Source organism: Bacillus sp. FSL W7-1582, from assembly GCF_038593325.1.
GTDB classification, from domain to species: domain Bacteria; phylum Bacillota; class Bacilli; order Bacillales; family Bacillaceae; genus Bacillus; species Bacillus altitudinis.
In genome coordinates, this window is sequence record NZ_CP151987.1 from 3,394,219 (window position 1) to 3,413,647 (window position 19,429).

Here is a 19,429-nt window from a genome sequence, read left to right on the forward strand (position 1 = left end):
CACATATAAAATGTCATAGCAAAGGAGGGGATTCTTCCATTACATTGCCCCTCCATGTCTATATAAATCATTTCCACAATCGATCTAACTGATTTGAATAAAAATCAATGGCCTTTCGATAACTCAAAATAGCAGGATCGTTTGTCGTTTCAGTTAAACAGTTCAGTAATATTTCCATGGCTTTGTTATGTTCATTTAAATTATACAAAGTCATGGCATAAAACGTTTGAATGGCTTTATTATGCGGATAAGCTTCCATCGCATGGAGGAATATCTGTTTTGACTGTTCATATTCCCCTATGGTTCTGTATGTACTTCCTAATCCTAAAAAAGCATCTTCTCTTTCTTCTGAAGACAAACCTAGCTCAAGCGCCCTCTCATAAAAAAAGACAGCTTGTTTTTCCTTCCCTAACACATCATAGCTCCAAGCACATTGATAGTGAATGGAGGCATGATCTGGATACTCTTCTACAAGACGGATGAGCATGTCATTGGATTCTTGAAGATGTCCACTTTCTCGAAGTTCAATCGCTTTCAGAAGTTTCGTTTCCATTACATCACCCCTATTTTTAAGATGGCTGGAAAGATATGTTTACGAGAACACTTTCTCATTCCGCTCAATCATCCGTGTCATGTTCTTCTCAAACTCCAGTTGTTCCTCGGTGGTCAACCCTGAAGCGGTCAGTTGCTCGCTCAGCTTTTGAAGTTCTTCTAGTAAAAGACGCATGAGAAGCGCACAGTCAATGGGTTCTCCAGTTAATTCTGATAGGGATGCCATCGTATCAGGCTGTATATCAGGGAATACCGCTTTCACCTCATGCCGTTTATCCTTTAAGGCCGCCTCATAAAAACGGCGAATCAAATCAGCTCGTTCCCGGCCGCTTCCATCTGCACACAAATAGATCTGCACAGCGACCCCTCCGCGTAATCTACGCTGAGAAATGCCGGCAAATTTCTTTCCATTGATGCTTAGATCATAGCTGCCCGGACAATAAGATCCGACAATCTCATAAGCTTCAATGTCCACCTCATACAGCGACAGCATCCGGCGGATCAATTCCACCATCGCATCATATCCTCGGTCAATATCAATGCCCTTCTTTTGTTCCGCAAAGATTAAAGACACATTCAGTACGCCTTCATCCAGCACAACAGCAAGACCGCCTGAATTGCGCACAATCACGCGATATCCCTCTTTCGCAAGAAGCTTTACACCATCTTGGAGAAATGGAAGTCTTGTATCCTGAATCCCAAGAACGATCGTATTGTGGTGCACCCAAGAACGCGCTGTCGCTGGTGAGAGTCCTTTCCCGACCGACGCACAAAGCGTATCATCCATCGCAAAAGATTGCTTTGGGTCTACATAGAGACCAAGGCTCGATTGATCTATGATTCGCCATGTCGGCTGCGTCAATAACTCAATAGGTTCATTTTTCATGTCCTGCATATCCTCTCGTTCATAAACTGTGTTTATTATAACATGGAGGGAGAATGAGAGAGAAAAAAGCTCTATGACAAGGAACGTCACAGAGCTTTTCAACTGGATTTGGTTTTCTTGTTCTTCCTTTTCGAAATGAAATAAACAGCTACAATCAAAACGACAGGAACCCCAACCACGAGGCATGCAGCGATCAATGTGTTCCACGGCAAATCGATCATCTCCTTAATAGACTAAACTTCTATGAAACAGCCGTGACTTACCCAGCTTAACAAGTCTTCAGCCACCAATTCCGCATGCTGAGGGTCCATCACACCAGCATCGACGATCCACACTTTTTTCTCTTCTTCTGCCTGCCGCATAAGAAATACTCGCCAGCCGCCATCGTCACCAATGGCTACATAGCCGCTGGCATAATGATGGACTTCCCATGTTTTATTGCGTTCTACTATGTCTTCAGTTCCGTATAAAAGCAGGTCGCCTCCAATGGAACATCCATTTGATTGTTTCAGTAAGACTTGATGGGCATGAGGAAACATCATATTTAGTTCAGCTTCTGCCTCTTTGATATGTATGTCACTTGCTGGTTCGTTCATGACCAAGTTGGGAATCTGAGAAAAATGAATCATTTTGAATGCCTCCTAAAAGGTTGAACTAGCGTTTATTCAGCTGATTTTGTCATAATCATTTTATACACCCGCAGGAGCACCTTTAATAGAAAATAGAAAATGATGACATCGAGTATAAAACCAAAAAATAGAAATTCAACACCATAATTTGAATGCAGGACTAGCCAATCAATGGGAAAACCCCGATAAACCGAACCGGCATGTGGGACATAAACCCCTCTCATAAAAGCTGTCCCAATGACGAGAAGAACACTGATGCTTAATAGCCAATTGACTGTTTTTTTGTTGATGTGTTTTTTCTGATTCATACGAATTCCTTTCTGTGTTTTTGTATCGCTTTCTAATAGAAAGACTTCTACATATCACTATATAATCAATACAACAGTTCTTTTAGTAGACTTTCCGCTTTATGTAATTCATCTAAGAATGGATTTAGATAGTCATTATGACTATCCAAGTAAGCCCTAACTCCGCCAATGATAAAGATCTTTTGGAGATCATCATTGGCTTGCATGATTCTTTGGGCATTCTTGTATCTTCTATATATTAATTCAAGTACACCTTGATGGATCTCTTGCGAATATTCTTTTTCTAGGATGTTGATGACCGTTTGGATTTGTTTCGTTAGTTCTTGTTTTTTGTGCATTTAATGCTCCTTAAGACTTCGGCTCATACTAATAAATATCTAACCGTTGACAATTAAAACTTATAAAATCGCCTTCATTTATATCTCCCGGTATATTGTAATCTAATTCTAATAAAAGTCCGCCTACCTTCACTTTTTCATCACGCTTATCAATTAATTGTCCTAAAAAACTATAACTGAAATTATCATCTAATTTTTCAATTCTATACTCTGACAATTCAGCTTTCACTAAGTCTGACACATCTAAACAATAAATAGGTTCTAATAGTTCATTTTCTTCAAGGTAATTTAATGGTTGAGCAAAACACATTATTTCCAGTTCGCCATCTGTTACAATCACTTCAGCTTCTGAGGCTTCTTGTGAAATCCAGTTTATTTTTTTTATTTTCAATACGGTCACCTTTTCTATCACTTATTCTCATTTTTTTCGAAAAGAACCTGGTCTTTCCCACTCCTATTAGAGGTTCAGTTAACGATACATTCAGGTGAAAATTTCACAAAAACAGAGTTTGTACCATCATCCATCATTCTTTTTAATTCCTTACCTAATGAATAATTAGAATCTGGTTCTGTTTGCAATACACAAACAATATTTCCACCCTCACCTTGAGTAAGACAGGTTAATTGTAAATATTCATTGTTATCATAAATAAAAGAAACGATGTAATCATAGAAATTACCTTCTAGGTTATCCTTATTTAATTCCTCCGTAAAAACTCTAACTACGGTTCCGGCCCATATTTGAGTATCATCTTCAACTTCCTGAACAGTTATCCAATCATTATTCATCATTCTATTACATCCCTACTTTAATCCTACTTTCACTTCACCATCATGAAATATTTCAATAACATAACCAGAAGATGGTGAAAAAATCCATGTATCAAAACTGACTGCAGTAACATCATCTATAGCTTCAAAAACTTTATCTAAAGTAGATTGAATAATTGGTAACGTCCCTTCATCCCAAATGATATAAACAACATCATTATACTCATCCATTTTTTGATTTAAAAAGGATTGTATCTCATCAAACGTATTCACTTCAGCATAAGAAGATAAATTTTTCCATTCAATTTGCCCCCAATCAGAAAATGGAAATGAACTTTCAAAATGGCTTAATATTTTCTCCCTACTATTATCATATAAAACGTGTACATTCTCACCAAGTGCCTCAATACATTCTTCAAATAAACTCATATAAAATCTCCTTATCTATTCAGATGTTTTAATAAAGATTTAAAAGTACCTTCGTTACCTTCAAATGGTATAGCGATTTTCTTTGCATTAGCTCCTTTGCCATTACGAAAATCTTCAATATTTATATGTGGTCCCTTATTAGGATCATAATCTAATCTCCATCTTACTTTTCCGTCAGCAGACTGCCTACCAACAACTTTACCATACCCAGCACTCGACTTAAGCGTACCTGTATATGGTTGTACATTGGGTCCTAGGTCTCCAACTAAGTCTACTGTCTTATTTCTGGCTTGTTCATAGGTTTTAACTTTATCTAATATTTGTTCTCCTCTTCCAATACCCTTTGCACTCTTCTCAACCCTCTTAGCTACCTTCTCCCCTTTAATAATCTTAAAAACATATTTCCCCACTTTAACAATGTTAGCGCTTGGAACCATGTACACCCCTGATACCAAACGATCCATACCTGCGACTTTATCACCTGTTATTGGATCTCTTCCTGTAATAACCCGAATCGCGTCGTTTATTCCTGTAAATTCAACTGCTGCATTTAAAATATTTTGGGGTTGATCGCCTGTTTTCACATCAGAAATCGGTTTAACGCTCTCAATCGTTACTTTGTTTTTTTCTGATATCCGTAACCGATACAGCATTCCATCTCTCATGACTTCAACCGTCTTTGCATTTTCGAAGTTAATCTTTTTGTACTCATTTAACTTGTATACTTTTCCATTTAAGGTTACGGTGGTTTGATTAATTTTACTAGACGACATTTCCCGAACCACCGTCTCCACATCCGCCTGTTGTTTCTCTCTCAGCTTCTTCAACATGATCATCATCGGGTTTTCTTTCATGTTGTCTATTTTGTCATTCAATCCGCTGATCGTGCTGCTTATTTTTTCTTCTTTTCCATTTTTGAAAATAGACCCTTTTTGATAGCTCGTGATGTCAATTTTTGGGCCGGTGAACATGGTGCTTAGCGTGTTGATGTATTGCTTCATTGTTTGCAATGCACTTGTTGTTTCATTCATAGCACTTGTTTGTTCTCTGTCAAAGGCATGGAGCAGTCCAATGGTTCTGGATGTCTCAAGCCACGCTTTTTGATAGCTCCGTTGAAAAGCAGACTCGTCTACATGAGGCAAGTGAACGATATGACTGACCCTGCTGATCGCCTGGCTCACATCTGAAACAATATCAGAAATCGCTCGCTCTGCTTTTTTTAAACCTGAATCAAGTTCGTGTTCAATAAATGTTTGTGATATAAAGCCGTGCTGATTTGATTCAAGGGTATGAAGCGCCTGCTTTGTTTGTTTGAGCGCAGAGCTGTATTCCTCAATGACAACCTGAAAAAATTGCAGGAAGGGAATATGGCATTCTGTATAAAAGGAGCGGATGGCTTGTCCCGCCTCTCCCTTTAGTGCGCCATCAAGTGAGATGATCTGTTGGATTTGTTTTTCTATGGAGCTAATCTGTTGTGATTGCTGCTTTAATGTATTCAGCGTTTGGTCAATTCCGTTTATTAGCGCAAAAGCATCAAGGGTTTTCATTGCGTTCTCCTTTATTTTCTTTTACTGCCGGAAGTAAGCGCCTTATCCGTTTCGATCATGGTGTTCACCGCTTGTTCTGTTTGTACAAGTTGTTTCTGAAGAATGTCTATATAGGATGTACTTAATTCGTTCAGCTGCTGATTGATTTTTTCTAATGTGTCTGCCGTCAGGAGCTGATTTCTTCCTTTGATGGTTGTTGGAAGTGTTGCATTCATTTGAGCGCCTGATTGTTTTGCATGCTGCAATACTCGTTTGACCTGACTGGCATCTATTTTAATTTCTCTGCTCATGTGACTACCCTCTTTTTTCTTCCAGTTGTTTCTGCTTTTCTTTCTCTATTTTTCTTTCAACCGAATGAATTTCATGTTCTAATGAATGGATCTCTGATTTTAAGTCGCTGATTTTCTCATCAATTCGGTTCACTAGATTGGTCAGCTGTACACTTTTTATCTCTTGACTGGCGGATGCCATCTCGTCTCGAATGTCATCAAACGTATCTGCGAGATGGCCAAACCATGTATGTGATGTCAGATCTGGATGAGTCATTTTCTTGTTAGCATCTGCCAGAGCAGACTTTGCTTCTTTTATTTCTTTTCGACACATGTTCAGTTCTATGATTTGTTCTTTTTTTATGGATATGTCTGCCTTTAACGAATACAAGGCTGTTGTATAACCGATGATAGCTCCAGACATCGTCAAACACCTCTATTCCTCAAATAGTCCTCCGTTATGTTACCATTTACTAGCACAAGAGGCATATGATTGAAAACGAATTCACTAAAAAATGAATCGTATGTATTGGGTTTTTATACCTAATCCATACGCACAAAAAAGCTGAATTCATCAACTGAATCCAGCTTTTCATGTTTATTTGAGCGAATCACCTGCTGATGCTGATGGATGATCGCTAAATGAGGTGTCTTTCTTCTCAGGTATATAATGGAGTGAAAACCCGACAAGGCTAAAAAAGGCACTTAACACCAGTGTTGGGTTTTTAAATAGGTTCGTACTAGCAATGATCATATCTCCCTTTTGCAAGAGAATTCCTAGTATTTGACCGAATACCAACAACGTTCCTGACGTTAGGAATAGGACAAGCAGCACTTTAAATAACAATTCCATCAATACTCTCATCTGTTTCTCCTTTCTATACGGGAAGTATCTCCATTCCAATGAGCCAGCCAATGCCAACGATCGGAAGCATATAATAGAGGATCAGTGGGATAAAGGTTTTTTCTGGTCTGGCCCCTGCAAGACCAGAAGCGATAAATATGGACCCTGATGCAGGCGGGGAAGCGCCTTCAGTTGATGAAAAAGCAAGAATGGCAACTACAGCCACAACTGGGTCCACTCCAACTGAGATTAAAGCTGAAAATGAGACAAGCCCAACTGCTGTTAATGTCGCTGTTGAAGATAGAGGGCCTGCCACCAGTGTGACAAGAACACCCACAATGAGTACCATGAGCCATTTCGGAATGGCAAGTACTGATGTGATTTGCGTCAAATCATCTGCGAGCCCTAATTCAGCAAGCACTTGACTAGCAGCCACTGCAAACAGCATCAAGGCTCCGATCGTTGTAAACTTAGGAATAGCCGACTTGAAAAACTGAGACCAATCAAGTGCAGACGCCTTTTTTCTTCCAATTGTTAGACTAATTAATATCATGAGAATCGGAATCCACGTAATTAAAGAAATTTGATCCATTGCCTCCGGTCCGATGTTTGGATTACTTTTTAAGTAGTTTGCAAACGGACCAATGGTGATCATGATAGGAATCAAGGCACCGAAAAAAATAAAGATCGACTTCCACCCTTGTTTTACCGCTTCCCAGAAAGGAAGAATATCATCTGGCGGCATGGCCTGAATTTTATTCTTTTTCACCAGAAGATACACCAAAATAAATCGGTATACGACTTGATACAGTCCTCCTATTAGAAGAGCAATATATAAATCTCCCTCAGATACAAGGGCCGCAACCGGGGCAAACCCAAGCATGATAAACATGGAAGAGTTCGGAGGCAGTGCCGCTCCAAGTCCGCCATTCCCTGCTAGAATCGTGGCCGTATGGGTCCGGCTCCACCCGGATTTAATCATCCAAGAGGCCGTGATAGAGCCAGTCGCAGCTGTGTTTGCAGAATTTGAACCTGAAAGAGCGCCTAACACTGCTGAACCTAACGTACTCATATAAGCCGCTCCACCAGGAAGTTTGCCTACAACCGAATTTAGGATTCGTAAGAGTGCATGAATTAATTCCAACTTTTCGATTAAATAGGCCATAAATACAAATGCGACAGCTGCATAAAGCACCTCATATGTGGATGCAAATATTAAACCATCCCAGAAAAGTCTTAACGCATCCAATCCGCCAAATAATGTGGTCGCAATAAAGCCTAGTAGCATGGCTTCTCCCATATTCCGTTTCACCATAACATTCCATATAATGATGACAGCTATGAACACAATCAACGCAATAAAACCCATATCGTTTCTTCGCCTCCCCTTTATTAAATAAAACGCTTACAATTTATTCCCCTTGCTGCATCACGTCAATGACTTCTTCCCAGCTAGCAGGTTTTACCCCGTCAAATCGTTCAGCAAAGTGAAAGTCTGCTAATCTCTCAAGCTTCTGTTGTGCTGCCCGAGACATACTAGCATCAATCTCTGCTTCATCTAGCATTTCAATAGAGCCAAGCAGCTCAATCGCCCGTCTTTTTGCATGCAATGCACTCCCTGTCACAAGACGGTTCATGGTCTCTTCAAAACTTTTGCTATCGATTGTATCGCTTAGTGAAGAAATCACTTGATGTTCCACATTATATTTTTTGGAAATTTCCAAAAATTCAATCAAGAGACCGACAATTCCCTTCATATAAATGCTTCTGATTAGCTTTAGTGCCGAAGCATCTCCTGGCTGGTCACTAATTTTTGTGATATTCATACCATAAGCATTCATGACTTTCATGAATTGGTCAACTCCACTGCCGCTTGCCGTGATCGGAACCTTGTGTTTGTTGATTGGAAGAGGCCCTAGCATGGCGGCATCTACAAATAGAGCTTCTTGCTTTTCAATTTCGTTTGCTACTTGTTTTTTGATGTCTGGTGTTGATGCCGATACATCTACATATAATTGATTCTTTTTCAAACTTCCCGATACGGATTGTGCTACTTCTAAGGTTTTATTCGCTGGTACAGCTGCAATCACAAGATCAGATTTCTCAATGACTTCGCTAATACTGCTCGTTAATTGAACGCCTGTTTGCGATGCTTTTTCTTTCAATGAGCCAGCTAATTTCTCACTTTGTAATAGGACATCATACGCATAAAATTGATTTAATCCTTCTGTTTTCAATCCCGTTGACAGCTCATATGCTGCTTCACCATATCCGATAAAGCCTATTTTCATCACCGATTCCCCTATCCTTGAAATTTTTTCATTCTGCCTTCCAGCCATGCCGGTGCTAAGAGACTGATGTCTTGCTTTCCTTCGTCCACATACTGTTGAATCGTTTTTAATCTCTGATGTTCATACGCTTGTTTCTCTTCCGCTAGTGTCAGCAGGTGTTCCGCCTTTTCCTTTGGAACGATGACGACTCCATCATCGTCAGCAATGACTAGATCACCTGGGGCTACTTTTACACCGCCGCACGAGATGGTTTGATTCAATTCCCCAGGACCATCTTTATAAGGTCCGTTTGGCATAAATCCCTTACTGTAGATTGGAAAAGCCAGCTCCTCTAAAGAGAGTTTGTCGCGAACAAGCCCGTCAATCACGATTCCTTCTATTCCTACAGCCTTTGCTGAATGTGCCATCAATTCCCCTAAATAGGCATGACCCTTATGGTCTTTTCCATCAACAATCAGTACATCTCCTTCTTTAGCAGAGTAGATCGCTTGATGAAGAAATAAATTATCCCCTGGCCGTAAGCTAACAGTAAAAGCTGTGCCGACTACATTCATTCCTTTCGCAACTGGTTTGATCTGATGATCCATCGCGCCGGTGCATCCCATTACGTCTGACAGCAAGGTCGAGTTAAGCTTTTTTGCCCTAGCGATAAGATCATTTGACACGAAATGAACAGTACTCATTGTTTCCATCATCCCCTTTGAGTTATATTCATTACACTTATTTTTATTAAAGTAATATTTATTACTTTTGTGATATGATCATACCACCTCATTTTCAATTAGTAAAGCGCTTTCAAAAAATAAAAAAAATGAGTTCCACACGACTAATGTGTTGTGTGGTAACTCATTTTCGTTAACATATGATTGATTTGATCTAAACGTGGTTTTGTTCTTTCAGGATCATTCATCGCTAAGGCACTTAAAATGTAATCGACGATAAAGATAGCAGATACGACAGAGTTATGAGAGCCTACACTTGCTGAGGAACATGGTAATACATATTGTGCATATTTGGTTAGTGGAGAGCTGTAGCTGTCTGTGATTAAAAGCACATCCACCCCATAAGACTTCGCTACTTCGAGCAAGTCCTTCATGCGTTTTGCATAACGCGGATAGCTGACCGCTATAATGAAATCACTAGAGTTGAAATGAACCAAATCATCCACCCAGTCGCTTTTGTCTGCATCAATGTATTGGCAATTCCCCAATAACCGATTGATTCCGAGTGACAGATACTCACCAACAGGTCTTCCACTTCGAACACTTGTACACAAAACGTGGCGTGCGCTGGCTATTTTCCCAACAATCTGCTGAAAGGTTTCTTCCGTGATATTGTCTAGTGCATACTGGATATTTTGAAATTGCAGTTCTACATGGTCATGCAGGAGCTTATTCTTATTTGAATGCTTGAGATTCGCTTCAAGTCTCGTTTGAGGGTCGGCTTTATGTTTCATAGCTGATTGAAGCTCTTTTTGGAATTCAGAAAAACCGGAATACCCCACAGCAGCAGAGAATCGCATGATCGTTGCTGTACTCGTCCCGACTTTTGACGCCAATTTATCGACAGTTAAAAAAGCGACTTCCATTGGATTTTGTACGATATAATCTGCAATTCTCCTCTGCGCATCGGTTAAAAAAGCGACCTTATGCTGAAGTTTATATATTAAATCCTCCATTATAGCACCTGCCTATCCTATCGACTTTATCTACGATTCGTGTTTTCTTTTCACCCTTTATTGTACACATTTGGACAAAATAAAAAAACAGCCAGCACGAATCTATCGTACTGACTGCTCTAGTCGAGATGCTATTTTATAGTGCTTGAGCTGCTGTAATAAGCGCAAGATTGTAAACGTCTTCGGCGTTACAGCCTCTTGAAAGATCGTTTACTGGCTGATTTAGACCTTGTAGGATTGGACCTACAGCTTCAAAGTTACCTAAGCGTTGGGCAATTTTGTAGCCAATGTTTCCAGCTTCAAGGCTAGGGAAAACAAATACGCTAGCATCGCCTTTGATGACGGAATCTGGTGCTTTTTTCGCTGCCACTGAAGGAACGAAAGCTGCATCGAATTGGAACTCTCCATCAAGAACAAGCTCAGGTGCTTTTTCTTTTGCAATGCGAACCGCTTCAGATACTTTGTCTGTTTCGTCTGATTTTGCTGAACCTTTTGTAGAGAAGCTAAGCATTGCTACACGTGGTTCGATGTCAAACATTTTTGCTGTGTTTGCACTTTCGATCGCAATTTCAGCAAGATCTTGGCTGTCTGGTGCAATGTTGATCGCACAATCAGCAAACACATATTGCTCTTCGCCGCGAGCCATAATGAAGACGCCAGAAGTTTTCTTTACGCCTTCTTTTGTTTTAATGATTTGAAGTGCTGGGCGCACTGTATCAGCAGTTGAGTGTGCTGCTCCGCTTACAAGGCCGTCTGCAAGACCTTTATAAACAAGCATTGTACCGAAGTAGTTTTCATCCAGTAATGCTTTTCTCGCTTGCTCTTCTGTCGCTTTGCCTTTACGTCTTTCGACGAAAGCTTGTACAAGATCTTCAAAACCTTCATATGTATGAGGATCATACACGTCAACACCATCAAGTGTAAGACCTAATTCTTTTGCTTTTGCTTCTACTTCTTCTTTCTTACCTACAACAATTGGCTGCAATACTTTGCCATCTGCTAGTTTTTGAACGGCTGTTAGAATGCGTTCGTCCATTCCCTCAGGAAAAACGATCTTAACTCCTTTACCTGCAACCTTTTCCTGAACTGTTGAAAAAATATCTGCCACTTCAATACCCTCCTTGATTTTACAAAAAAAGCGTTCTCTTTTAAGCATACTCTTCTTCTACATAAATTCAAACTACCAACTTACATTATAGCGCTTACAAATTAAATTCTTATTATTCAAACTAATTAAATCAATTTCTAGAAAAGCGATTTCGTCGTTCAAGTTTTGATCACATCTTCATTTGGACAAACTATGTTATAGTTGGAACAGATGGAAAACTGTAAATAGGAGTGAAAGAAATGAGCGAACAACATACAACAAATGAAGCAGCTCAAACACTAGATGGCTGGTATGCGCTGCATGATTTTAGAACGATCGACTGGACAGCTTGGAAGCTGCTGACAAGCGATGAGCGTCAAGCGATCATTCATGAGTTCACAGGTCTATTAGAAAAATGGAAAACAGCTGAGCACCATCAGGCTGGAAGCCAAACAATCTATAGTATTGTCGGCCAAAAAGCAGATATTATGCTCATGATTTTACGTCCGACCATGGAAGAACTAGGTGAAATTGAACTTGAATTCAACAAGACACGACTAGCTGAGTTTACGATTCCAGCTTATTCTTACGTGTCAGTTGTTGAACTCAGCAACTACTTAGCAGGAGGCGGAGATGGCGGAGACCCTTACGAGAACCCGCACGTACGTGCGCGCCTCTATCCAGAGCTTCCTTCTTCTCAATATGTCTGTTTCTATCCAATGGATAAAAGACGTTCTGGCAATGACAACTGGTACATGCTTTCAATGGATGAGCGAAAATCCCTTATGAGAAGCCACGGCTTAATTGGCAGAAGCTATGCTGGGAAAGTAAAACAGATCATTACAGGTTCTGTTGGCTTTGATGATTATGAGTGGGGCGTCACTCTTTTCTCTGATGATGTGCTTCAATTTAAAAAATTGGTTTACGAAATGCGATTTGATGAAGTGAGTGCACGTTACGGCGAATTTGGTTCCTTCTTTGTTGGAAACCGATTAGCAAACGAGCAGCTAGCGTCTTATTTCCATGTATGATAAACTCTTAAGGCTTCGGATCTTTCCGAAGCCTTTTTATGTATTTGTTTAGAAAGGTGATCTCATCATGAAAAACTTCCCCATCGCTATTTTTGCGTTAACGCTCGGTGCGTTTTCGATTGGCATGACTGAATTTGTGATCATGGGACTTTTGCCAAATGTAGCAGATGATCTTCATGTATCTATTTCTGCTTCAGGTCAGCTGATTACCGGATATGCACTCGGTGTCGCAGTTGGCGGCCCTATTTTAACGTTATCAACTGGAAAAATGTCGAGAAAACGTCTCCTCATCCTATTAATGATTCTTTTCGTGGCGGGAAATGCTGTCGCCGCTGTATCGACTTCTTATGGTCTGTTGATGGCTGCACGTATTTTAACGTCATTTGCTCATGGTACCTTCTTTGGTGTCGGCGCCATTATGGCTGCACGGCTTGTTCCTAAGGAGCGAAGCGCAAGTGCGATCAGCTTCATGTTTACAGGACTGACAGTAGCCAATGTACTGGGTGTGCCATTTGGTACCTTTATCGGAAATCAATTCGGCTGGCGCATGTCATTTCTCGTCATTGCCGTCATTGGTCTCATTTCCTTAATCGGTATTATCAGTTTAGTACCAAATCAATCGAAAGAAGAAGTATTAGATATTCGAAATGAAATATCGGTGTTGAAAAAGCCGCAGGTCCTCGTCTCCTTTGCGATGACGATTTTTGGTTTTGCGGGTGTGTTTACCGCCTTTACGTATATCAGCCCGATCCTGCTGCAAGTGACTGGCTTTCAGGAAAACGGGGTCACCCTCATTCTTGTCCTCTTTGGGCTTGGGGTCACCATTGGGAATTTAGTCGGCGGAAAGCTTGCCGACTGGAAGCTGATGCCGAGTATTATCATCACATTGATCTTGCTGATGGCTGTTCTGTTGTTATTCACATATACATCTGCCTTTAAAGTGCCTGCCGTGCTGACGATTTTTGTGTGGGGAATTATTTCATTTATTCTCGTTCCTACCTTGCAATTCCGCACGATGAACATGGCACATGAAGCCCCGACACTCGCATCAACGCTCAGTCATTCTGCCTTTAATATTGGAAATGCCGGCGGTGCAGCGCTTGGCGGTCTTGCTATTGAAATCACACATTTACAGCTTGTCCCGCTCTTTGCGGCAGGTGTGACATTCATTGGATTGATCATTACGATCATGAGCTATCAGTCAGATAAACGAATCAAAAGGACCTGAGGGCAGGTCCTTTTTCTATTTCACCACGGTCATTTCTGGCTCTTCTATTTGTTTCACACGTTCCTGAATGGGATGGGTAAAGGAATGCTCTGATAAGACAATATGGGAGACCGTTTTTGTAAAGCCAGACACATCTTGAATAAACGCTTCAATTTCTTCAAGAGAAGAAACAGACAGCTTAATGAAAAAACAGGACTGTCCTGCCACTCGATAAGCAAAGAACGCACGTGGATGCTGGTTCATAAATGTCACAAAACGCTGATACTCCCCATTTAATACGGTGACTTCCAGTAAACAGTCTATCATCAGACCCAGCTTTTTATAATTGACTTGAACAGAATACCCTTCGATAATCCCTGCATCCTCTAGTTTTCGCACTCTTTCTGCTACCGCAGGCGCCGATAAATTCACTCGTTTGGACAATTCCCTCATTGATAAGCGGGCATCTTCTCTCAATTCGTTTAAAATATGCACATCCACATCGGTGATTTTCATTCGTTACGCTCCTATCCCAAAATCGTTCCATTTGAAAAGTATTTTATGATGATACTTATGATACGAAATGTAAAATAAAACTAAATAATGGTAGAATTTATTTTAACGGAATTGAATGAAAAAGCAAGTATGGAGGGATCACTTGATGAAAGAATCTTTAGACAGCCAGGCTTCTAAAACATTTCCCATCACACTTGCCATTGCACTCACACTTGGCGTTTTTGCGGCGGGATCGGAGGAACTGGTGATTTCACCACTGCTGCCTGATTTATCAAACTCCTTTCAGCACTCTCTTGATGTTCTCGCTCTTTCCATCAGCATTTATGGGTTAGCTGTGCTGGTTGGAGCTCCGCTACTCGTTCCTTTAGGGGACCGATATTCAAGAGAGCTTTGTTTGATAATTGGGCTGTCTTTCTTTTTAATTGGAACAGTGATGTGTGCTGCTGCCCCAAATTTGGCCGTGTTTTTTGCAGGCCGTGCTATTTCTGGGCTGGCAACTGGTGTATTTGTGCCAACAGCCTATGCTCTTGTGGGCGACCGGGTTCCATACGAATACCGCGGCAAAGTGATGGGACTCATTGTATCGAGCTGGTCTCTTTCTCTTGTCCTTGGTGTGCCCATTGGCGCCTTTATCGGCCAGAGTTTAAACTGGCGCTGGACGTTTTGGATCTTCGCTATGATGAGTCTCATTGTCCTGCTACTCGTCATCCTTGAATCAAGAAAACAAGTCAGAGCAGCTGATCCGAAGGCACCTCAAGCTAGAGAGAAAACAGGCGCTTTATGGGGAGCTTTGAAAATCGATCGTGTGCCTGCCTATTTGACTGTGACGTTTTGCAATATGCTTGGATTTTACGGCATGTACTCGTTTTTAGGTGCTTATTTGCAAAGTCTGTTTGATGGCGGACAATCAACTGCTGGACTTCTTATTATGGCTTATGGCGTCGGCTTTTCTATGAGTATGTTTACTGGAAAATTAGCAGACTGGTTCGGTAAAACCCGTTCCCTTGTCTTCGTGCTGGGTGGAATTGCGCTTGTTCTAGCCTTGCTTCCTTATGCGCCATTCTCGTGGATGTTGCTGATTTTCGCCCTATTTATTTGGGGTGCAATGCAAAGCTTATCTGTCACGCTTCTAAGCACCGTTCTAAGCGACTGCTCTCAAACCCATCGCGGGAAAGTGATGGCTTTTTACAGCCTGGCCTCCAACCTTGCTGTTATGCTCGGTTCCGCACTGATGGGACCCGTTTATGTCCATTTCGGATATCATACGGTAGGTCTTGTCTGTGCATTGATCACACTTGTTGGTTTTATCATCAGCTTCGGCAGCTATAAACGAGAACGTGCCTTACAGAAAAAACAGCCAACTACACTTGAAACGTAAGCACATTTCACTGCACATCTCGATATGTGCAGTTTTTTAGATCAATTTTTAATATCATTGTATATTACATTTTTTATAAAATTTGTTGACAATTGCCAATTTTAAATTTTATAATCTAGTAAAAATTTGAAAAAGATTGGATGGTAAACATGATCCTAAAGAATGATGTGTTTCATTTCAAAGAAGAGCCTAGCCCTTCACCCAAGATGTTTACAGTCAACACACTAGGTCCTAAGGGGACAAGCAGTGAATACGCAGCAAAACATTTCATCTCTCAATCCACCACTACACTCGGCACTCATACGAAACTATCCCTTTATGACACATTCGAAACTTGCATTGAACATACTCTCTCTCAACCACTTCAATTTACTCTCGTTCCACACGCATATGAAGGCATCAAACACTTCTACATGAGACCAGATCTACAGCTTTTACAAATTTTCAGATGTGACACGCCCATGTATGGTTTGGCTGTCAGACCTGATTTCCCATTCAATGAACAAATGCTCCACCATTTAAAAATTGTCTCACATCCTGCACCTGTCAATTTAATTCAATATTTCATTCACCAAAATGCTGAATTTGAACTTGTTAATTCTACAAGTACTGCCGCGCAGAAAGTAAGGGACGGCGAATTTGATTTTGCTTTAACGAATGAGGTGGCAAGAGCCACATATGGCCTCATCTTCATTCGAACGTTTAAAAGTATACCCATGAGCTGGTCCATATTCGGAAAAGGAGAGATGTAAGATGCAAACTGAACAAAAGACGCAAGAACGATATTTTCCTCAAGCGAAAAAATTAGAATGGGATAATGGCGTTATCCAATATTCCACTGTAAGAGGCGGTACGGAAGTGTTAATTTCATACGTCCCTCCCCACACAATCATTGAACCTCACGAACATCCCGAAGCACAAATCGGCATTGTATTAAAAGGCGAGCTTCAAATGACTGTCGGCCAATCGACTCAACTGCTCACCCCTTTAGAATCAGCCTATATCGCACCACCGTTTGTCCCTCACGGCGCTTCAAATCTGACAGATGAAGAAGTGATCGCCATTGATATTAAGAGATTAAAGGATGACGAAGAATATACAGCTCCACCCACTTATTTCTTAGACATTTTCAAAACACGGGATTTACTCCCTGGCATGGAAGTGACTTTTTTTGTGGAGGATTGGATGGAGCTGATGATTGCCAATATCCCTGGAAACGGCGGAGAAATGCCTTTTCATAAACATAGAAATGAACAAATCGGCATTTGCATCAGCGGAGGGTATGATATGACGATCGAAGGCTTTACAGAAAAGATGGAATTTGGCACCACCTATTTCTGTGATCCAAGGGAAGATCATGGGGCCATCAATCCAAAGCCAGAAGCATCAAAGTCTATTAATCTCTTCTTCCCTCCTCGCTATAATCGCTTAAAACCAAAGGCATCTAAGGTGAAGAAATGAAGCTGGACGGAAAAGTTGTCCTCATTACAGGAGGTGCGTCGGGGATTGGGCTTGCTGCCGTCAAGCTCTTCCTCGAGCATGGAGCAAAAGTAGCTGTCGCTGACATCAATGAAAGCAGCGGCAACCAACTCATTGAATCATTGCCGCATGAGCACCTTGCATTTTTTAAAACAGATATTACGAAGGAGTCTGACTGTCACCAAGCCGTTCAGAGCGTGCTGAGCCGATTCGGTGCCATTGATGTCCTCATTAACAATGCAGGTATCGAAATTGTCTCACCTATTCATGAGATGGCACTGGAGGATTGGCATCGTATTCTTCAGGTCAACCTGACCGGCGTCTTTCTCATGAGTAAGCATACATTGCCGCATATGCTTGAAAAGAAGAGTGGAAGTATTATCAATACCGGATCTGTGGGAGGTCTTGTGGGCTGGCCTGACATTCCGGCATACAATGCAACAAAAGGCGGTGTCATTCAGCTCACCAAATCAATGGCCATCGACTATGCCGCTCATCAAATCAGGGTGAATTGTATTGCCCCTGGCATCATTGATACACCATTAAACGAAAAGTCCTTTTTAGACAATCACACAGAAAGTCTCGAGATCGTCAAAAAGGAAAAAGCAAAGGTAAATCCTATGCTGCGGCTTGGAAAACCTGAAGAAATTGCTGGCGTGATGCTCTTTCTCGCCTCTGATCTATCCAGCTATATGACTGGAAGTGTCGTCACTGCAGATGGCGGTTACACCGCTAGATAAAAAGGAGTGCTTTCATTGAGTAAAAAAACTGTACTTGTCATTGCTGACTTAGGAGGGTGCCCGCCCCATATGTTTTATGAAAGCGTGGCGGCATCGTATCATATCGTTTCTTATATCCCGAGACCATTTGCGATTACAAAGGGACATGCCGAGCTAATCGAAAAATACTCCATTGCGATCATCAAAGACCGTGATTATTTTGAGACACACCCTTCTTTTGAACACCCTGATTCTATTTACTGGGCACATGATGATTATCCGAAATCAGAAGAAGAGGTTGTGGAAGACTTCATTCAAGTGGCTTCCTTTTTCAAAGCAGATGCAATCACCACCAATAATGAATTATTCATTGCACCGATGGCAAAGGCCGCTGAACGTCTTGGGCTACGAGGTGCCGGTGTCAAGGCAGCCGAAATGGCGCGTGATAAAAGCCAAATGAGGGCTGCATTCAACGCCTCTGGCGTCAAAGCGGTGAAAACTCAGCCTGTCACGACTTTATCTGATTTCCAAAAAGCCATTGAGTCTATCGGAACACCGCTCATTTTAAAGCCTACATATTTAGCCAGTTCTATTGGCGTCACCTTGTTTCATGACAAAGCCGGAAGTGATGACTTGTTTTTACAAGTACAATCGTATTTGGAAACCATACCAGTCCCAGACGCTGTCACGTATGAAGCACCGTTTGTCGCTGAAACGTATTTAGAGGGTGCTTACGAAGATTGGTATCAAGATGAAGGTTATGCTGATTATGTCAGTGTAGAAGGGCTGGTCGTAGAGGGCGAATATCTCCCTTTTGTCATACATGATAAAACCCCTCAAATCGGTTTTACAGAAACGGCTCATATCACTCCGACGATCTTAGACAATGAAGCCAAGCAAATCATCATTGAAGCAGCAAGGAAGGCAAATGAAGGGCTAGGTCTTGAACATTGTGCAACCCATACAGAAATCAAACTCATGAAAAATCGAGAAACTGGACTGATCGAATCAGCGGCTCGATTCGCTGGCTGGAATATGATCCCGAATATTAAAAAGGTCTTTGGCGTCGATATGGCCAAGCTATTGATTGATGTATTAGTTGATGGAAAAAAGGCTGTACTGCCAAAACAGCTGCTTTCTGGACATACATTTTATGTAGCGGACTGCCACTTGTATCCTCAGCATTTTAAAGAGAGTGGGCACATACCACCTGAATCCACACATATCACCATTGATCATGTGTCTATTCCGCAGGAAGCATTCGTTGGAGATACTGCGATTGTCAGTCAATCATTCCCTGCCAAAGGGACTATGGTGGATCTTGATTTATTTGAAGCTTTTAATGGAATCGTATCTCTTGAATTAAAAGGATCATCCTCACAAGATGTTGCCGCGTCCATCCGCAACATTCAGAAACAGGCAACGATTCAGTTAATGGATGAATTAGTGAAGGGATAGAAAGAGAGGCTG

At 41.2% G+C, this 19,429-nt stretch carries 25 protein-coding genes; 7 read left to right on the forward strand and 18 right to left on the reverse strand.

The annotated features are described in order from the left end of the window. Nucleotides 1–67: 67 nt before the first annotated feature. The 17 genes from NSQ11_RS17510 to pta all read right to left on the reverse strand — a co-directional run bounded on the left by NSQ11_RS17510 (nt 68) and on the right by pta (nt 11,650). A complete protein-coding gene (locus tag NSQ11_RS17510) occupies nt 68–553 on the reverse strand; it encodes a tetratricopeptide repeat protein (protein WP_008343561.1) in 486 nt (161 codons plus the stop codon). Nucleotides 554–592: 39 nt separating this feature from the next. Next, nucleotides 593–1,438: a lipoate--protein ligase family protein gene (locus tag NSQ11_RS17515; protein ID WP_008343563.1), complete on the reverse strand. Its 846-nt coding sequence runs from the start codon at nt 1,436–1,438 to the stop codon at nt 593–595. Nucleotides 1,439–1,671: 233 nt separating this feature from the next. Beyond that, nucleotides 1,672–2,067: an SMI1/KNR4 family protein gene (locus tag NSQ11_RS17520; protein ID WP_342501179.1), complete on the reverse strand. Its 396-nt coding sequence runs from the start codon at nt 2,065–2,067 to the stop codon at nt 1,672–1,674. Between the two features lie 32 nt (nt 2,068–2,099). Further along, a complete protein-coding gene (locus tag NSQ11_RS17525) occupies nt 2,100–2,375 on the reverse strand; it encodes a hypothetical protein (RefSeq protein WP_048002983.1) in 276 nt (91 codons plus the stop codon). Nucleotides 2,376–2,440: 65 nt separating this feature from the next. Then, nucleotides 2,441–2,713, reverse strand: coding sequence for a hypothetical protein (locus NSQ11_RS17530; RefSeq protein ID WP_017360092.1), 273 nt, complete (start codon nt 2,711–2,713; stop codon nt 2,441–2,443). A gap of 28 nt (nt 2,714–2,741) precedes the next feature. Then, complete coding sequence (locus NSQ11_RS17535) at nt 2,742–3,104, reverse strand: hypothetical protein (protein WP_017360093.1); 363 nt, start codon at nt 3,102–3,104, stop codon at nt 2,742–2,744. Nucleotides 3,105–3,178: 74 nt separating this feature from the next. Continuing rightward, nucleotides 3,179–3,505, reverse strand: a complete 327-nt coding sequence (locus NSQ11_RS17540; RefSeq protein ID WP_048002985.1) for a hypothetical protein — start codon at nt 3,503–3,505, stop codon at nt 3,179–3,181. A gap of 12 nt (nt 3,506–3,517) precedes the next feature. Further along, nucleotides 3,518–3,913, reverse strand: coding sequence for a hypothetical protein (locus tag NSQ11_RS17545; RefSeq protein ID WP_017360095.1), 396 nt, complete (start codon nt 3,911–3,913; stop codon nt 3,518–3,520). Between the two features lie 11 nt (nt 3,914–3,924). Then, on the reverse strand, nt 3,925–5,460 hold the full coding sequence (locus NSQ11_RS17550; protein ID WP_342501180.1) for a T7SS effector LXG polymorphic toxin: 1,536 nt from the start codon (nt 5,458–5,460) through the stop codon (nt 3,925–3,927). 11 nt (nt 5,461–5,471) lie between these two features. After that, complete coding sequence (locus NSQ11_RS17555) at nt 5,472–5,750, reverse strand: YwqI/YxiC family protein (protein WP_342501181.1); 279 nt, start codon at nt 5,748–5,750, stop codon at nt 5,472–5,474. 4 nt (nt 5,751–5,754) lie between these two features. Further along, on the reverse strand, nt 5,755–6,153 hold the full coding sequence (locus NSQ11_RS17560) for a DUF5082 family protein (protein WP_008343584.1): 399 nt from the start codon (nt 6,151–6,153) through the stop codon (nt 5,755–5,757). Between the two features lie 174 nt (nt 6,154–6,327). Further along, complete coding sequence (locus NSQ11_RS17565) at nt 6,328–6,594, reverse strand: hypothetical protein (protein ID WP_046526753.1); 267 nt, start codon at nt 6,592–6,594, stop codon at nt 6,328–6,330. A gap of 13 nt (nt 6,595–6,607) precedes the next feature. After that, entirely contained in the window at nt 6,608–7,942 is a 1,335-nt protein-coding gene (locus tag NSQ11_RS17570; RefSeq protein WP_050826709.1) for a TRAP transporter large permease subunit, read from the reverse strand. A gap of 43 nt (nt 7,943–7,985) precedes the next feature. Then, on the reverse strand, nt 7,986–8,864 hold the full coding sequence (locus NSQ11_RS17575) for a prephenate dehydrogenase/arogenate dehydrogenase family protein (RefSeq protein WP_007497737.1): 879 nt from the start codon (nt 8,862–8,864) through the stop codon (nt 7,986–7,988). A gap of 11 nt (nt 8,865–8,875) precedes the next feature. Then, on the reverse strand, nt 8,876–9,547 hold the full coding sequence (locus NSQ11_RS17580; RefSeq protein ID WP_017368252.1) for an RraA family protein: 672 nt from the start codon (nt 9,545–9,547) through the stop codon (nt 8,876–8,878). 143 nt (nt 9,548–9,690) lie between these two features. Then, nucleotides 9,691–10,542, reverse strand: a complete 852-nt coding sequence (locus tag NSQ11_RS17585) for a MurR/RpiR family transcriptional regulator (RefSeq protein WP_099496916.1) — start codon at nt 10,540–10,542, stop codon at nt 9,691–9,693. Nucleotides 10,543–10,678: 136 nt separating this feature from the next. Further along, the gene (gene pta / locus NSQ11_RS17590) at nt 10,679–11,650 is read right to left on the reverse strand and encodes a phosphate acetyltransferase (protein ID WP_008343597.1); all 972 of its coding nucleotides are present in this window, start codon (nt 11,648–11,650) and stop codon (nt 10,679–10,681) included. A 239-nt stretch (nt 11,651–11,889) separates the two neighbouring features. Here pta and hemQ point away from each other — a divergent pair, with 239 nt between their 5' ends. Together hemQ and NSQ11_RS17600 are read left to right on the forward strand one after the other, a co-directional pair. Then, complete coding sequence (gene hemQ / locus NSQ11_RS17595) at nt 11,890–12,660, forward strand: hydrogen peroxide-dependent heme synthase (protein WP_007497744.1); 771 nt, start codon at nt 11,890–11,892, stop codon at nt 12,658–12,660. Nucleotides 12,661–12,727: 67 nt separating this feature from the next. Further along, the gene (locus NSQ11_RS17600) at nt 12,728–13,888 is read left to right on the forward strand and encodes an MFS transporter (protein ID WP_342501182.1); all 1,161 of its coding nucleotides are present in this window, start codon (nt 12,728–12,730) and stop codon (nt 13,886–13,888) included. Nucleotides 13,889–13,903: 15 nt separating this feature from the next. On the opposite strand, the gene NSQ11_RS17605 is transcribed toward NSQ11_RS17600, so the two are convergent. Next, nucleotides 13,904–14,383 carry an Lrp/AsnC family transcriptional regulator gene (locus tag NSQ11_RS17605; RefSeq protein WP_008343601.1) on the reverse strand — a complete coding sequence of 160 codons (480 nt, stop codon included), beginning with the start codon at nt 14,381–14,383 and terminating at the stop codon, nt 13,904–13,906. 145 nt (nt 14,384–14,528) lie between these two features. Between NSQ11_RS17605 and NSQ11_RS17610 the strand changes: the two genes are divergently transcribed. From NSQ11_RS17610 to NSQ11_RS17630, 5 genes are all read left to right on the forward strand, one after another. Continuing rightward, nucleotides 14,529–15,761 carry an MFS transporter gene (locus tag NSQ11_RS17610; RefSeq protein WP_017360104.1) on the forward strand — a complete coding sequence of 411 codons (1,233 nt, stop codon included), beginning with the start codon at nt 14,529–14,531 and terminating at the stop codon, nt 15,759–15,761. A 149-nt stretch (nt 15,762–15,910) separates the two neighbouring features. Beyond that, a complete protein-coding gene (locus NSQ11_RS17615) occupies nt 15,911–16,513 on the forward strand; it encodes a bacilysin biosynthesis protein BacA (RefSeq protein WP_017360105.1) in 603 nt (200 codons plus the stop codon). A 1-nt stretch (nt 16,514) separates the two neighbouring features. After that, the gene (locus tag NSQ11_RS17620) at nt 16,515–17,222 is read left to right on the forward strand and encodes a cupin domain-containing protein (protein ID WP_008343606.1); all 708 of its coding nucleotides are present in this window, start codon (nt 16,515–16,517) and stop codon (nt 17,220–17,222) included. Continuing rightward, a complete protein-coding gene (locus NSQ11_RS17625) occupies nt 17,219–17,980 on the forward strand; it encodes an SDR family NAD(P)-dependent oxidoreductase (RefSeq protein ID WP_057078908.1) in 762 nt (253 codons plus the stop codon). Before NSQ11_RS17620 ends, NSQ11_RS17625 begins: the two co-directional genes overlap by 4 nt. A 15-nt stretch (nt 17,981–17,995) precedes the next feature. After that, complete coding sequence (locus NSQ11_RS17630; protein ID WP_342501183.1) at nt 17,996–19,417, forward strand: ATP-grasp domain-containing protein; 1,422 nt, start codon at nt 17,996–17,998, stop codon at nt 19,415–19,417. The last annotated feature ends 12 nt before the right edge of the window (nt 19,418–19,429 follow it).

Coding starts and splice junctions, on each gene's coding strand:
- NSQ11_RS17510 (WP_008343561.1), bottom strand. CDS start 553: ATGGAAACGAAACTTCTGAAAGCGATTGAACTTCGAGAAAGTGGACAT.
- NSQ11_RS17515 (WP_008343563.1), bottom strand. CDS start 1,438: ATGAAAAATGAACCTATTGAGTTATTGACGCAGCCGACATGGCGAATC.
- NSQ11_RS17520 (WP_342501179.1), bottom strand. CDS start 2,067: ATGATTCATTTTTCTCAGATTCCCAACTTGGTCATGAACGAACCAGCA.
- NSQ11_RS17525 (WP_048002983.1), bottom strand. CDS start 2,375: ATGAATCAGAAAAAACACATCAACAAAAAAACAGTCAATTGGCTATTA.
- NSQ11_RS17530 (WP_017360092.1), bottom strand. CDS start 2,713: ATGCACAAAAAACAAGAACTAACGAAACAAATCCAAACGGTCATCAAC.
- NSQ11_RS17540 (WP_048002985.1), bottom strand. CDS start 3,505: ATGATGAATAATGATTGGATAACTGTTCAGGAAGTTGAAGATGATACT.
- NSQ11_RS17545 (WP_017360095.1), bottom strand. CDS start 3,913: ATGAGTTTATTTGAAGAATGTATTGAGGCACTTGGTGAGAATGTACAC.
- NSQ11_RS17550 (WP_342501180.1), bottom strand. CDS start 5,460: ATGAAAACCCTTGATGCTTTTGCGCTAATAAACGGAATTGACCAAACG.
- NSQ11_RS17555 (WP_342501181.1), bottom strand. CDS start 5,750: ATGAGCAGAGAAATTAAAATAGATGCCAGTCAGGTCAAACGAGTATTG.
- NSQ11_RS17560 (WP_008343584.1), bottom strand. CDS start 6,153: ATGTCTGGAGCTATCATCGGTTATACAACAGCCTTGTATTCGTTAAAG.
- NSQ11_RS17565 (WP_046526753.1), bottom strand. CDS start 6,594: ATGAGAGTATTGATGGAATTGTTATTTAAAGTGCTGCTTGTCCTATTC.
- NSQ11_RS17570 (WP_050826709.1), bottom strand. CDS start 7,942: ATGGGTTTTATTGCGTTGATTGTGTTCATAGCTGTCATCATTATATGG.
- NSQ11_RS17575 (WP_007497737.1), bottom strand. CDS start 8,864: ATGAAAATAGGCTTTATCGGATATGGTGAAGCAGCATATGAGCTGTCA.
- NSQ11_RS17580 (WP_017368252.1), bottom strand. CDS start 9,547: ATGAGTACTGTTCATTTCGTGTCAAATGATCTTATCGCTAGGGCAAAA.
- NSQ11_RS17585 (WP_099496916.1), bottom strand. CDS start 10,542: ATGGAGGATTTAATATATAAACTTCAGCATAAGGTCGCTTTTTTAACC.
- hemQ (WP_007497744.1), top strand. CDS start 11,890: ATGAGCGAACAACATACAACAAATGAAGCAGCTCAAACACTAGATGGC.
- NSQ11_RS17600 (WP_342501182.1), top strand. CDS start 12,728: ATGAAAAACTTCCCCATCGCTATTTTTGCGTTAACGCTCGGTGCGTTT.
- NSQ11_RS17605 (WP_008343601.1), bottom strand. CDS start 14,383: ATGAAAATCACCGATGTGGATGTGCATATTTTAAACGAATTGAGAGAA.
- NSQ11_RS17610 (WP_017360104.1), top strand. CDS start 14,529: ATGAAAGAATCTTTAGACAGCCAGGCTTCTAAAACATTTCCCATCACA.
- NSQ11_RS17615 (WP_017360105.1), top strand. CDS start 15,911: ATGATCCTAAAGAATGATGTGTTTCATTTCAAAGAAGAGCCTAGCCCT.
- NSQ11_RS17620 (WP_008343606.1), top strand. CDS start 16,515: ATGCAAACTGAACAAAAGACGCAAGAACGATATTTTCCTCAAGCGAAA.
- NSQ11_RS17625 (WP_057078908.1), top strand. CDS start 17,219: ATGAAGCTGGACGGAAAAGTTGTCCTCATTACAGGAGGTGCGTCGGGG.